The sequence below is a fragment of the Pseudomonas sp. AC255 genome (assembly GCF_979258175.1).
Genome location: NZ_OZ409841.1, coordinates 3598602 through 3612501 on the forward strand (window position 1 = coordinate 3598602; position 13900 = coordinate 3612501).

At 60.7% G+C, this 13900-nt stretch carries 8 protein-coding genes and 1 pseudogene; all 9 read right to left on the reverse strand.

The annotated features are described in order from the left end of the window. Nucleotides 1-23: 23 nt before the first annotated feature. The 9 genes and pseudogenes from ACZZ0K_RS16410 to ACZZ0K_RS16450 all read right to left on the reverse strand — a co-directional run bounded on the left by ACZZ0K_RS16410 (nt 24) and on the right by ACZZ0K_RS16450 (nt 13832). Nucleotides 24-2936 (reverse strand): glycosyltransferase family 2 protein, encoded by a 2913-nt coding sequence (locus ACZZ0K_RS16410; RefSeq protein ID WP_258707778.1) that lies wholly within the window; start codon nt 2934-2936, stop codon nt 24-26. Between the two features lie 55 nt (nt 2937-2991). After that, the gene (locus ACZZ0K_RS16415; protein WP_258708195.1) at nt 2992-3729 is read right to left on the reverse strand and encodes a cephalosporin hydroxylase family protein; all 738 of its coding nucleotides are present in this window, start codon (nt 3727-3729) and stop codon (nt 2992-2994) included. A 17-nt stretch (nt 3730-3746) separates the two neighbouring features. Further along, on the reverse strand, nt 3747-4817 hold the full coding sequence (locus ACZZ0K_RS16420; protein ID WP_150636640.1) for a class I SAM-dependent methyltransferase: 1071 nt from the start codon (nt 4815-4817) through the stop codon (nt 3747-3749). Continuing rightward, the gene (locus tag ACZZ0K_RS16425) at nt 4814-5665 is read right to left on the reverse strand and encodes an NAD-dependent epimerase/dehydratase family protein (RefSeq protein ID WP_258707776.1); all 852 of its coding nucleotides are present in this window, start codon (nt 5663-5665) and stop codon (nt 4814-4816) included. Before ACZZ0K_RS16425 ends, ACZZ0K_RS16420 begins: the two co-directional genes overlap by 4 nt. Continuing rightward, the gene (locus ACZZ0K_RS16430; protein WP_258707775.1) at nt 5662-6888 is read right to left on the reverse strand and encodes a class I SAM-dependent methyltransferase; all 1227 of its coding nucleotides are present in this window, start codon (nt 6886-6888) and stop codon (nt 5662-5664) included. The genes ACZZ0K_RS16425 and ACZZ0K_RS16430 overlap by 4 nt, the downstream gene beginning before the upstream one ends. After that, the gene (locus ACZZ0K_RS16435) at nt 6885-7445 is read right to left on the reverse strand and encodes a dTDP-4-dehydrorhamnose 3,5-epimerase family protein (RefSeq protein ID WP_258707774.1); all 561 of its coding nucleotides are present in this window, start codon (nt 7443-7445) and stop codon (nt 6885-6887) included. The genes ACZZ0K_RS16430 and ACZZ0K_RS16435 overlap by 4 nt, the downstream gene beginning before the upstream one ends. Beyond that, nucleotides 7442-8524, reverse strand: coding sequence for a CDP-glucose 4,6-dehydratase (gene rfbG, locus ACZZ0K_RS16440; protein WP_252868996.1), 1083 nt, complete (start codon nt 8522-8524; stop codon nt 7442-7444). Before rfbG ends, ACZZ0K_RS16435 begins: the two co-directional genes overlap by 4 nt. Beyond that, nucleotides 8506-9279: a glucose-1-phosphate cytidylyltransferase gene (gene rfbF, locus ACZZ0K_RS16445; RefSeq protein WP_041478997.1), complete on the reverse strand. Its 774-nt coding sequence runs from the start codon at nt 9277-9279 to the stop codon at nt 8506-8508. The genes rfbG and rfbF overlap by 19 nt, the downstream gene beginning before the upstream one ends. Nucleotides 9280-10263: 984 nt before the next feature. Beyond that, nucleotides 10264-13832, reverse strand: a pseudogene (locus tag ACZZ0K_RS16450) (glycosyltransferase). Nucleotides 13833-13900 lie beyond the last annotated feature (68 nt).

The following is a 13900-nucleotide window of genomic DNA, read 5'->3' on the forward strand; positions in this document are numbered from 1 at the left end:
CAATTCCGTCCCTGTCGCCAGGCTTAAGCGAGCAACTGTGCCCAGTCCAGTGAAGCATTGTCATCGAGCACGAAGCCTTTGCCCTTCAGGCTCAGGTTCGCGTTGTAGGCCTGATCCTGAACGAATGCCGCCGGCCATTTTTCGCGCAGGGCCAGCAGCGCTTGCGGGGCGTCAGGCATACCGCCCTGATGGATGACTTGCACCGCCGGAGTCCATACCGTCAGATAACCGGCCTGCCCGGCGCTCAGGCACAGATCGACATCGCTGAAGCCTTCGGCAAATGTGCTTTCGTCCAGACCGCCGAGCGCCTCGTACAACTCTTTGCGGACCATCAGGCACACGCTCGATACCGCCGAGTAGTTCTGTTCCACCGCCAAGCGGTGCAGGTAACCGTCGGCATCGTGATCTTCACCGACGAAGGGCGAATCGACCCCGCCATTCATGCCCAGGATCAATCCCGCCTGGCTGATCTTGCGATCACGGTCGATCAGTTTTGGCCCGACCACGCCGACCTCCGGACGCAGAGCATGGTTGAGCAAAGAGTCGAGCCAGTTCGGATTGACCACTTCCGCATCGGCGGCGAGCAGCACCAGGTACTCGCCACGCGCCTGACGACTGCCCGCGTTGAATAATCCTGCTGCGCTCAACGTCCGATCAGTACGCAGCACCTGCACTCTGGAGTGCTTGTAAGTGCCGAGCCAGTCATTGATCTCAGCCGTCTGATCCGCAGTCGCGGCGATCAGCACTTCATAGTGATGGTAACGGGTACGCAGCAACACACCTTCAAGGCAACGTTGCAGCACCGCCAGATCGCTGCCCGCCGGAATAATGATCGACACCAGCGGACGATCACTGTGGTGGTAGTCGATCTGGTAAACCCCCGGGACCGCTGACGTCACTTTGCCCTTGTAACCGCGATTGCCCAAATGGCGCAGCAGCGCCAGGCGCTCGTCAGCATTCTCGACCAGCTCTGGTGCCTGGCTGATCAATAGCGGCTCGTCGAGGTGAGCCAGGCTGTTGAGGCCGTGTTCTTCGATAAGACGCAGCAGCACATCGAGCTCCAGTGCCTGACTGAAATCAGCGCGATAGCCGCCGATTTCGACCAGCGCATCGCGCCGTACCAGCCAGTGCCGCGCCATCAGCGTTGGCAGGCTCAGCAGCAGATCAAGGTTGAAGCCCGGCCGGAATACGTCGGTCAGGGCACCGTTTTCCTGACGCTGGATTTCGTCGGTGGATACCGCGCGGCAATCGCCGGCGTTCATCAACTCCAGGCTGGCGCGCAACAATCCGCTGGCAGTGAACTCATCACCGGCTTCAGCCAACAGCAGCCAGTCACACGGCGATTGACGAGCGCTTTGATTGAGCTTGTCGATCAGATTGCCCGCGGTCACTCGGACAAAATGCAGGGTGTTCTGCGCCGTGGTCGCGGCGGGCGCTTCGCCGGTGGTGAACACGACAATGCGGAAGGCCTTGCACTGCCCTTCCAGCAAGCTGTCGAGAGACACCTGAAGCTTGTCGATGTCGTCGTCCAGATCCAGCAGAAAAATGCCGAACTGCGGCCCGCCGCCATTCACCGCCAGATGTTGGCCGATTGCCTCGAGGTGAGCGCCGGGCGCACGTGCGGCCAGCCAGTTGAGCAGGCGACCGGACTGCATCTTGTCCATGACCGCATGATGGTCATCGACGGTCAACGCTTCGAGACGCTCGATCCAGGCCTGCATCGCTTGCGCCTCTTCGGCTTGGCCCATCGAAGTCAGTTGAGCCGCCAGCCGCTTGACCACGGTGCGATTGAACGCATTGAGATCGTGAGCCTGCCACAAACGGTCGAGAACGCTTTCCGGCGTGTCGTTGTTGCGTGCTTGCAGCAAGTGCGCCTGACGGGTCCAGACGCCCTCCAGGCCTTCAAGTTGGATGCGCCCCGCCGGCATGGCGTGCAGCATGAATTCGAACTGCGCCAGGCGGTCGAAAAATGCCTCGTTGTAGAACGGCATTTCCACGTACTGCAAAGGCCCGAAACGACGATCCGGGTACTTGAGCTCCTGATTCCAGGTGGACTGGATGATCAGCTCCGCGGTCAGCGCTCGATTCGATTGCAGGCTGTCGACCATTGCCTCGAAGCTTTGCAGGGCAAGCGCTTTGCCCTGCTCGGCGTCCAGCCCTTTGATCTGGGTTGGCAGCGCGGCAAGGAACTCGGCAAAGGCTTCACGCTCGGCGACCGATTTGGCATCGACGTAGGTCAGCGAGTGATACACCTCGGTGCTGTGTTCGGAGGCACCGTAGTTGATCTCCCGAACCACATAAGGGATCGGCAGAATCCGTGCTTTGGCACTGGCCAGCAGGAAATAGACATGGCCGATTTCCTGCCACTGGAAGCTGGTGCCGGGTGGCAATGCCGAGTGCCAGGTCTTCATCAGATCAGTACGGGTCACCGCATAGAACGGCGGGATGTACTGGCTCATGTAATCGATGACCCGCTCCTGAGCCTGTTCGGAGCAGTAGTCTTCCTGGACCTTTTTGTCGCGGCGGTAGTAGCTCACGCCACCGGCCAGCGTCAGGTACATCAGGCAGTAGCCGTGGCACATGCCGTAATCCGGATTGGCCTGCAGGAAACCCACGGATTCGGCCAATGAATCATGCAGGATGAAGTCGTCATCGGCCGCCAGCACCATGTACGGCGTGGTCAGTTGCTCGACACCATAGGCCAGTTTGGCCTGCATCCCCCAGTACGCGAATTGCGGCACATGATGGTAATCGACGGCGGAAAAATCGCCTTCCGGACGCTCCGGCGAGGAGTCGAGCACCATGATCTTGCAGGGCAAGTCGCTGTAATACTTCACAGCCCGACGCAGGAACGCCGGTCGGTTGTGGGTAATCAGCACCACCGTCAACAGCTCATCAAGCGGTAGCGTCAGTTCAGAACTGTACTTGCCTTGCATAACTTCTCTCCACAACCGGCGACTCGCCGAAACAACTCTGGGTAAATGTTGCGAATTAACGAACGCGACGCAGGTAGCCGTCCGGCGCCACGGTGATCAGCAGTTTGTTCTGCAATTGCTGGTCGATTTCGAAGTCCTGGTTCTCTTCCAGGTACTTCCACACGGCGGTTTTCGGGTTGTCGCCCGGGCCCCATGGACGATCCGGGAAGAAATCGGCCGGCATGTCTTCAACCACGGTGTCCATGACCACGCAATAGCTGTCGACCGATACCAGCGGCGCGTAGAGGCGCAGCTCTTCGAGCACGTGATCGTGGGTGTGGTTGGAGTCGAGGACCAGAATGACTTTCTTGCCTTTGGCGGCGGCCTGCACCTGAGCGGCAATGGCCGTGTCGATGCTCGAACCTTCGATCATTTTGATGCGCTTGGCCATCGGGTGGCTTTCGATGGCTTCACGGTTGTGCGGACGAATGTCGAGGTCGATGCCGAGCACTTCGCCGTGGCCTTGCAGCTCGAGCAGCGAGGCGTAGTAGATGATCGAACCGCCGTGGGCAATGCCGCACTCGATAACCAGGTCCGGCTTTACCTGCCAGATGATCTCCTGCATGGCCATCATGTCTTGCGGCAGCTGGATGATCGGGCGGCCCATCCACGAGAAGTGGTAGCTGTATTTGTGCTTGGCCGATTCGTTGAAAAATTCCCGGGCCAGGCCGGTCAGTTTGGGGTCGTCACCTTGCTGGGCGATCTGCTCGCGGCACTCGGCTTCGAAGGCTTGGTTGATGCTGTTGTCGGTCATGTTGGTCATCTCAAGGGTCACTGAAACGAAGCGCTGTCGACGGCGTGATAGACGTAGCGTCCACCGGTCATCCGCTTGATCTCTTCGAGGTAATTGGAATTCATCACAAACAGGTGCGCGCCTTCCGGCAGCGCATCCATGGCCTCTTGCGGCGAGGACACGCGCGCGCCGCTCAGCGGCAGATAACGCCCCTGCTTGGCCGGGTTGATATCGACTACGCGATCGACCGCAACGCCGGCGCGTTGCAGGTACAGCGAATAGATCACGCCTTTGGACGAGGCACCCCAGATCGCCGAACCCTGCGCAGGCGCCGAGCGGATGATCTGCACAGCGCGGTCGAGACTGGCGCTGAAATCTTCAGGCAGAGTCAGGCGCGGCACCGGTTGTTCGGGTATCAGGCGCAACGTCGACAGATCAGCGACGATGTACAGATATTGGCCGCCGAACAGATGCCCGGCCTCGTGCACCGTGCCGAACATCCGGCGCAGGTCATCGAGGCGGAAATAATTGACGTGTTCGTAGAACAGGTCGAACCAGGCCTTGTGCTCGAGGATCCAGTCCAGGCACGGCACTTCGATATAGATCTGCCCGCCCTGATTGGCCTCGGCGATCACGGCCAGAAAGCTCACCGGGTCTTCGATGTGCTCCAGCACATGACGCAGCACAATGGCATCTGCCGCCAGGCCGAGGCCGCGCGTGAACGGCGCCTTGATCACCTCGGGGTTTTCGCCTTCATAAGCCGGGTCGATGCCGGTAATCGAATAGCCAAGGCTTTTGAGCAGCTCGAGAAAGTAGCCCTTGCCGCAGCCGACTTCGATCAGTTCCTGGCCCTTGAAGTGCTTGCCGATGATGCCTTCGACGTCACTTAAATGCTTCTGGAACTGACCGGAGTGCGCCTGCTCGTTCTGATAGTCGGCGTCATAACTGAGCTTGTCGGCATCGAACGCGGCGTTGAAGACCAGACCGCTGCGCTCGTCCTGAACCAGGACCATGTCGGCGCTGGCCGAGGCCCGCGCCGATTCGGCATCGGCGAAAGTGCGGTTCTGCAATACCGGCAGGCCGGTGGCCCGGTACAACTCGTGCCTCATGGCGACTCTCCCAATAACTGTTGCAAGCGCTCGGTAACGGCCCAGAACGCCAGCGGTTCGTGGGTCGGATACGGGTAATGGCCGAGGTTCAGAGCCAGGGTTGCGCCACGCTCACGCAAGCGCTGTTCGACCAGCGCACGCACCGACACCGGTTGACCGCTGGCGCAGTTGACCACGCCACCAAAGTCGCGCTGATGGAGGATCGCGGCGAGATGACTCGCGGCGGTTTCAATCGCGAGGAAATCGCGCAACTGCTCACCGGCCGACATGTTGAACGACGCCTCGCCGCTATCGATTGCCCGGTCCAGCGCGGCCAAAAGGCTGTTGGGGTTCTGCCCTTGACCATGCAGATAGAACAACCGCGCCCACTGCAAAGTGAACGGCCGCTCCTGCTGCAAATTCTGCAGAAACAGGTGCAGCGTATGTTTGGCCAGACCGTAGGGATTGCTCGGCCGTGGCTCGGTTGACTCGCTGAGCGGACCGCTCTGCATGCCGTATTCGAAGCAAGTGCCGGTCACCAGCACCTGCGACACGCCCGCCTCTATCGCGCTTTTGATAAAGCGGTAATCGGCCATCAGGTTGTGCTCGAAATGAAACAGCGCCCGATAGTTCGGCAACCCCGGCCAGGCCAGATGCGCGAGTGCGTCGATGTTTGCGGTCAGCGCGACAACATTCAGGTCGGCAGCGTGAATGTCTGCCGCGACGAATTCGACGTGGTTGATCCATGGCATGCCCTGCGCGGTTTCTGCGTTGCGCGCCACCGCGCGAACTTCGCAGCAGCGCGCAAGCAATGCAGCAACCAGATGCCGACCGACAAAGCCCGTGGCGCCAGTGACCAGAACTTTCACAGCACTTTCAACTCAGGCACGGCGATGACGAAGCGCCCGTCCCACTGACGCACCTGCGCCAGTTGCTGACTGACTTCGTGCAGCAGGTTCCAGGGCAGCACCAGCACGTAGTCCGGTTGCTCAATGTCGATCTGCGCTGGCGCAACAATCGGGATGCGACTGCCCGGCAAGAACTTGCCCTGTTTGTGCGGGTTGGCATCGGCCACCCAGGACAGCAGATCCGCTTTGACTCCGGCGTAGTTGAGCAAGGTATTGCCCTTGGCCGCCGCGCCGTAACCGACCACACGTTTGCCGTCGGCTTTGGCCTGCAACAGGAAGCGCAGCAGGTCATGTTTGATGCGTTCGGCAGCAGGCGCGAGGGTCGCGTAGAACTCGGCGGTTGTCACCCCGGCAGCGAGTTCGGCCTGCAGTTGTTGCTGAACTGCCGGGAGAACAGCGCGGCGCTGGCCGTCCTTGCGCTGCACGAATACGCGCAGCGAGCCGCCGTGAGTGCTCAACTGGCTGACGTCGAACACTTCCAGGCCATTGCGCTCGCACAGAGTCTGCACGGCGGTCAGCGACAGGTAGGAATAATGTTCGTGATACAGCGTGTCGAACTGCGCGCCAGCCATCAGCGTCAGCAGTTGCGGAAACTCGAAGGTGGCGACGCCGGTCGGCTTGAGCAACGTCGCGAAGCCGGCGAGGAAATCGTTGATGTCCGGCACATGGGCGAGCACGTTGTTGGCCGCCATCAGGTCGGCGCTCCAGCCTTCGTTGCGCAATTGCGTGGCGGTGTCGCAGCCGAAGAACAGCTCGCGAATTTCCAGGCCTTTCTCGCGTGCAGCCTGTGCGGTGCTGCGAGTCGGCTCGACGCCCAGGCATGGGATCCCGCGCGCGGCGACGTATTGCAGCAGGTAACCGTCATTGGCGGCGATCTCGACCACACGACTGTCGGCGTTAAGCCCGAAGCGCTCACTCATCTCGGCGACATAGCGCTCGGCGTGATTCAGCCAAGTGCTGGAGAACGAACTGAAGTAGGCGTACTCGGCATCGAACAGGCTGTCGGCACTGGTGTAGTCCTCGGTCTGCACCAGCCAGCATTGCTGGCACACCGCGACTTTGAGCGGGACCCATTGCTCGGCCTGTTCCAGACGATCGGCATGCACGTAGGCGTTGGACGGCGGCGAAGTACCGAGGTCGATCAGCGGCAGATTCAGCGGTGCGGCGCACCCACGGCAATTCATAGACGCACTCCAGCAAAGTGTTGATCGAGCGCAGGATGGCTGGAATCGCGCGCTGACAAATTATTGACAGGCAACGGCCAGGCAATCGCCAGCCGCGGATCGTTCACCGACAAGCCGCCCTCGTGCTCCGGCGCGTAATCGGCGCTGTGCAGATAGAGCAATTCGGCGTCGTCGGTGAGCGTCTGAAAGCCATGAGCGAAACCGGCCGGAATCAAAAGGCTGCGGCCATCGCCCGCCTTCAAGTGCTCGGCATGCCAGTGCAAAAAGGTTTCCGAGTCAGGACGCAGATCCACCGCGACATCCCAGACTTCACCGCGCAGGCACGTGATCAGTTTGGCTTCCGGGGCGTTGGCATTCTGATAATGCAGGCCACGCACACTGCCCTTCTCGCGGGTGCAGGAGTGGTTGATCTGGCGGATATGAAATTCATTGCCGAACGCAATCAGGCTGCCCTCGCAGAACAACCGGGCGAAGTGCCCGCGCTGATCTTCGAAACGTTTGTGCTGAACGCTGAACAGACCGGCCAATGGCAACGCTTTCAGGGAAAACTCGCTCACAGCGCGCCTCGGTACAGATTCAACTGGCCCAGAGTTACGGCGCGCATGTCATCGCCGTTCTGCCACGCCAAGTGCCAGTCGAGGGTCTGGGCCAGGCATTGCTGCAAGGTCCAGCGCGCTTGCCAACCCAGCAATTGCCGCGCACGGCTGCTGTCCAGGCGCAGCAGGCCGGCTTCATGCAGTTCGCTTTTTTCGATACGCAAACCAGGTGCCTGCGGCCAGCGGCTGGCGAGCAATTCGACGACTTCGCCGACGCTGCACATGTCCGCCTCACCGGGGCCGAAGTTCCACGCGCCGGCATACTCCGGACCTCGCGCATAAAGGCCTGCGGCCAATTGCAGGTAACCCGCCAGCGGTTCAAGGGCGTGCTGCCATGGGCGCACGGCTTGCGGGTAACGCAGGGTCACCGGCTCGTCGGCGGTCCATGCTTTCAATACGTCGGGAATCAGTCGCTCCGGGGCAAAGTCACCGCCGCCCAGCACATTGCCGGCGCGTGCGGTCGCCAGGGCCAAACCATGCTCGGCATGTTTGTCCGCCGGGAAGAACGACGCGGCATACGACTGCGCGAGCAACTCGCAGCAGGCCTTGCTGCTGCTGTAAGGATCGTGGCCACCGAGGGCTTCGTCTTCGCGGTACGGCCACAGCCATTCCTTGTTGGCGTAGACCTTGTCGGTAGTGACCAGCACGCAGGCGCGCACGCCGCCGACCTGACGAATCGCTTCGAGCAGGTTCAGCGTGCCCATGACATTGCTTGAATAGGTGCCGAGCGGATCGCGATAGCCCTCGCGCACCAAGGGCTGCGCCGCCAGATGCAGGACGATCTCCGGTTCGGTCTCGGCGATGATTTCCAGCAAGGCGCCGAGGTCACGCAAATCGCCGCGCTGGTCGTTGATGCCTTCGTGTACGCGCGCCAGTGCGAACAGGCTTGGCTCAGTCGACGGATCCAGCGAAAAACCGCTGACCTGCGCGCCGAGGCTTTGCAGCCAAAGGGTCAGCCAACTGCCTTTGAAACCAGTGTGTCCGGTGACGAGAACGCGCTTGCCACGCCAGAACTCCGCACTCAAGCCCATTGCTTCCATGGGGCCTCCCCGCTCTGCCACAGCGCTTCGAGATGGTTCTTGTCGCGCAGGGTGTCCATCGGATGCCAGAAACCTTCGTGCTCGAAGGCTTTCAGTTGTTCGTCCTGAGCCAGACGGGCCAACGGCTCGGCTTCCCAGGTGGTGCTGTCATCGCTGATGTAGGGCAGCACTTTTGGCGACAGCACGAAGAAACCGCCATTGATCCAGCCACCGTCACCACGGGGTTTTTCAGTGAAACCCAGCACCTGGTCACCTTGGCGTTCAAGCGCGCCGTAACGACCTGGCGGCTGCACCGCAGTGACGGTCGCCAAGCGACCGTGAGCCTTGTGATAGTCGACCAGCTCAGCAATATTGATGTCGGAAACGCCATCGCCATAGGTGAAGCAGAACGCCTCTTCATCCTTGAGATAACGCGCGGCACGCAACAGGCGGCCACCGGTCATGGTTTCCTCGCCGGTGTCGATGAGGGTCACACTCCACGGCTCGCTGTAGTTCTGATGGACGTCCATGCGGTTGTTGCGCATGTCGAAAGTGACGTCGGATGTATGCAGGAAGTAGTTGGCGAAGAAGTCCTTGATCGCGTAGCCCTTGTAACCCAGGCAGATGACGAAGTCGTGGATCCCGTGGGCGGAATACTGCTTCATGATGTGCCAGAGAATTGGCTTGCCGCCAATCTCGATCATCGGCTTGGGCTTGAGGTGCGACTCTTCACTGATGCGCGTGCCGAGGCCACCCGCCAAAATTACTGCCTTCATCGTCTCCCCTCTCGTACGTCACCGGGCTGCGCACTGCTTTTTGAGCGTCGCAGGCCTTCTGGCCAAACCTTCTGCCGCTACGGGCGCAGGAGGAAACACCGCGAGCGCTCGTTTTATGGCGATTTGCGGGGCACTTGCAGGAAACGCGCCAGCTCAGACTCGGGTTTTCGGAGATGGCTGATAGAGGCGTCGGTGGAAGTGGCAACAGAATGACGGACGGGCTGAGGGCGTGGAGGGGCAAGAGATCAAAAGCCAGAGCAAAGATCGTCCGATCGCGGCCCGAGCCTTCGGCAGCTCCAGTTGGATCGCGTGCATCCAGCAAGAAATGGGTCGGCTGTCAGGCCGCCTTCGCGAGCAGGCTCGCTCCCACAGAACAGCAAGAGCAAGAGCAAGAGCAAGAGCAAGAGCAAAAGATCGCAGCCTTCGGCAGCTCCTACAGTTGGATCGTGGGCATCCAGCAAGAAATGGGTCGGCGGTCAGGCCGCCTTCGCGAGCAGGCTCGCTCCCACAAAAGCAAAAGCAAAGCAAAGCAAAGCAAATCAAATCAAAGCAGCGCAGCTGCCCGCGGCAAAGCCGCCCCACTCAACAATGAGCGCAAGCTCGAGTGCTTTTGATCTTGATCCACCGGCGACGTCGGAAGGCTGAGTGGAGGGATTGATCCGGGCGTGGGAGCGCAGCGACCGTCTGGCGCAGCCAGACACAGCGGAAGGAGGTGCAGCGAAGCAAACCGGAGCCGCTGCGCCCGGATCAGTCCCGCAGCGAAGGAACCCGAGCCTGCGAGGGCCGAACGTAGGAGCAAGCCTTTTGGGTTACCTTTTTGGCGTTTGAAAAAGGTGACCCGCCGTAAGGGCGGAACCGTAATCAGCAACACCCGCAGAAACGGATCTACACCCAAAACCCCCAACAGCCTGGTCGGCCCAAAGGCCGCCAAGGCCGCCAAGGCCCCAAAAAAAGGCAACCCCAAAAAGCCGCCTATATAAACGATCAATCCGCCAGCCAGCCATTCTCCCAATACCGCAGATTGTCACCACGCAACACATAATCGCGCATGACCACCTCGTGCAGCTCGTCACCCATGCGATAACTGGCGTCAGGGTCGGCCAGATGCATGCGAATCGCCTGCAGCCATTCATCAGTGCTGTTGGTCTTCACCCGCGTGCACGGCAGATAGCCCTGATAGGCTTCGGTATCAGTGCAGATGACCGGGTAACCGCAGGCGCCGTATTCCAGCAAACGCAGATTGCTCTTGCAGTCATTGAAAATGTGAAACTCCAGCGGTGCCAGAGCCAGGTCGAGGTTCAGACTGGCCAGCTTGGCCGGATAGACGTCCAGAGGAATCACACCGTGGAACTCGTGCATGTACGGACGCAGGTCATCCGGGCACATGCCAAAGAATACCCAGTCGACTTCGTTGGCCAGCTCACGCACAACATCGGCAATCACCGCCAGATCGCCATGGTGGCTGGTGCCTCCGCCCCAACCCACGCGAGGTTTTTCGAGGTGCGGCGCTGACCCCGCAAACCGGTCCAGAGGTTTTGCGCGAGCATGTTGGGGACTACGCGAATGTCGTGGTGCATGTCCGACAGCGCATTGGCCAGTGGTTGAGTCGACACCACCACGCGGTCGCACAGGCTGATCGCCTGGCGCACCATCCGTTCCATTTCCTGCTTGCTGGGCATGTTGCGGATATGCGCATTGCGATGCGGAACATCAATCACATAGTCATCCAGCTCGAAGATGCGCCGGGCATGGCAGAATTTTTTCAGCGGCGGGATTTCATCGATCGCGCCCTGGGAATAGCGCCCTTGCAGGACGATGACATCCGGCGACTGACGCTCGATTTCAATGATCGACGGCAAGCCGTAACGAATACACCCTTCGGCCCGGTTCGCCGCTTCCAGCTCTATCAGCGGCTGACTCATGCGGTAATGGCCAATCGCTGAGGCATTGATCGGCACAGCGAGTACGTTGGGCAATTGCGGCCTGGAGAAAGCAGTCCACCCCGTACGCAGGCCCGGCTCAAGGCTGAAACTCGTCGCGCCGACGCCCTGCAAGGACAGGTTGACATTGAAGGCCGGATCGCGAGCAATGCGCGGCAGCCAGCGCTTGTAGAAGATCTCCTGCTCGTGCAAATGTTGCTGGCCTTGCTCAGCTGTCGACTCGACAGTCGGGCGCACGCCCTGAGCCAGCAAGGCATAAGGCGTCCACACTACCAGGTAGCCTTCCTGGCCGATGCGCAGGCACAGATCCACCACGTTCAGCGCCTGCTTCAAATCCTCTTCATCAAGCCCTGCCACCGCCTCGAAAACCGCCTTGCGCACCATCAGGCAATCACCGCCGACTGCACTCAGATCGTGGGCGGCCTGCAGCCGGAACATATAACCGTCCGACTGCAGCGACTGTCCATAAAATGGCAGCCCGACCGCGCCCTGCATCCCCAGAATCATGCCGGCATGCAGCACATAACCATCCGGGTTGAACAACTTGGCGCCGACCACGCCGACTTCCGGGCGCTGCGCATGATTGAGTAGCTCGTCCAGCCAGTCGGCGTGGGTAATCACCGCAAAGGTATTGAGCAGCAGCACATATTCGCCACGAGCCTTGGTCACGGCAAAATTGTGCAGGGCAGCCATGTTGTCCGGCTGCGGGTACGTCAGCACGCGGATCCGGTCACCACCCAATTGCGCGATGCCGTCCAGCCATGCTCTGGCCTCAGCGGTTTCGCTGCCGTTGTCGACCAGCAGCAGTTCGTATTCGGCGTAGGCGGTTTTTTCCAGCACGGTCTCGACACACCGCTGCAAGGCAGCGGTCTGATCCCGGGTGACGATGATGATCGACACAAGCGGACGGCGCGCGTGCCGATAGTCGACACGATTGAGCAATTGGCAACTGCCACGGCGGATTTCATGGGCGACGCCAATGCGTTGCAGATGCGCTTCGAGCACACGAGGATTCTGTTCGATGACGCCTGGCTCGGCCAACCACCGCGACAGATCGAATGGCGACTCCAGCAGAACTTCGGCGACATGCCCGATCACCTGGGTGCCGTCGCTTTCGACCATGCGCCACAGCATGTCGTGAGGAGCCAGTTCGGTGAACGTCGTGTCAAAACCACCCAGCGCCAGAAAGCGTTCGCGCTTGAACGCCAAGGCGCGCCCGACATACGGGTAGCTGCGCATCAGATCAAGGTTGAAATCGGGTTTGAAGGCGGGTTCCACGGACTCACCATCGCGCAGACCGCCTTCATCGCTGTACACGCAACCGAGCGACGGCGAGTGCGCGATCCGGTCAGCCATGACCAGCAAGGCCGGCGCCATCAGCCGGTCACCGGCCTGCAACAGGTAAAACCAGTCGGCGCCCTCCAGTTGGGGCAACAACGCGTTGATCTGACCCAGCCCGTCACCTTCCAGTGGCATGTGGAACACGCGGCCATCCAGCGTCGCCTCGTTACAGGAAGCGGACAGCACCAGAATCAGTTCAGGGGCATAGTCCTGCCGAGCAAGCGCCTCAAGCGTGCGCTCGACTCCATCGCGACTGCCCTGGGCATCAATGACGATCGGCACTATTCGCGGCTGTTGTGGCCAGGCGGCCAGAGTTTCCGGCAGTAACTTGCGCTGCCCTTCAGTGAGGCTGCGGCACTGCAGCCAGTGCGCGTAGAGTTCGGCGAAGCTCCAGCTATCGATGCCGACGCACCACTCCTGGCGACTCTGCTTGGTACCCAGCGTACGGCTCAGGGGCAGCTCTTCCCAGACGCGCGGCATTACGTCAGCCTTGGTCAGCGGGACATAGCGCACCCAACCCGGCGCTGGCGCCGACTCGCCGCTGCGCGCCTTGAGCATTTGCAGAATCCACTCGCGCTCGACCTCGACCGCGTCTTTCATCGGCTGCTGAGCACTCAAGCGCTCCGGATACAGCCGCTCGGCACTGAGCACGGTGTTCGACATCGCCAGATTGCCGCGCCGCAGCAGGCATACGTACAAGGCGAAATCCAGGGTGGCGACAAAGCAGTGGCCGTCCTGAGTCAGCGCCGGCAACAAGTCGACGAGGTCCGAACGACGGAACAAGGCGCTGGAGAAACCGCCCAGCACATTGACCGGAAATTTTTCAAAAATGCCCAGCAGGTCGTCACCCTTGAACAGACCGCTGGCCGGTGACAACGAAGTGTTTTCCAGGCGCGCCGGCAGAATGATGTCGTCGGCGTCCCAGAACAGCCGCTGAGCCAGCACCAGGCTGACTTCCTCACGCAACATCTCGTGAGCCTGCTGCTCGATGCAGGCGGCATAGAGATGATCGTCGTCACACATGAACTTGACGAATTCACCCTGCGCCTGATCAAGGCACGCCTTGAGATTGCCGACCATGCCCAATGTGCGCGGGTTGCGCACATAGCGCACGGCAACACCCGAGCGCTCGGCCACAGCGCTGACAATCCCTTCGATCTCATGACCACGACTGTCGTCGCAGACAATGATCTCAAGAGGCGCGTATGTCTGGCTGACGGCGCTGTTCAATGCCCGCTCGAAAAAGCGCGGATTGAACGCAGGGATGGCAATGCTGACGAGGGGAGTGAATTCACGGCGGGCTCACAGGCGGTACGAGCCCGCTCGCAAAAACGAGCCCT

Coding starts and splice junctions, on each gene's coding strand:
- ACZZ0K_RS16410 (WP_258707778.1), bottom strand. CDS start 2,936: ATGCAAGGCAAGTACAGTTCTGAACTGACGCTACCGCTTGATGAGCTG.
- ACZZ0K_RS16415 (WP_258708195.1), bottom strand. CDS start 3,729: ATGACCGACAACAGCATCAACCAAGCCTTCGAAGCCGAGTGCCGCGAG.
- ACZZ0K_RS16420 (WP_150636640.1), bottom strand. CDS start 4,817: ATGAGGCACGAGTTGTACCGGGCCACCGGCCTGCCGGTATTGCAGAAC.
- ACZZ0K_RS16430 (WP_258707775.1), bottom strand. CDS start 6,888: ATGAATTGCCGTGGGTGCGCCGCACCGCTGAATCTGCCGCTGATCGAC.
- rfbG (WP_252868996.1), bottom strand. CDS start 8,524: ATGGAAGCAATGGGCTTGAGTGCGGAGTTCTGGCGTGGCAAGCGCGTT.
- rfbF (WP_041478997.1), bottom strand. CDS start 9,279: ATGAAGGCAGTAATTTTGGCGGGTGGCCTCGGCACGCGCATCAGTGAA.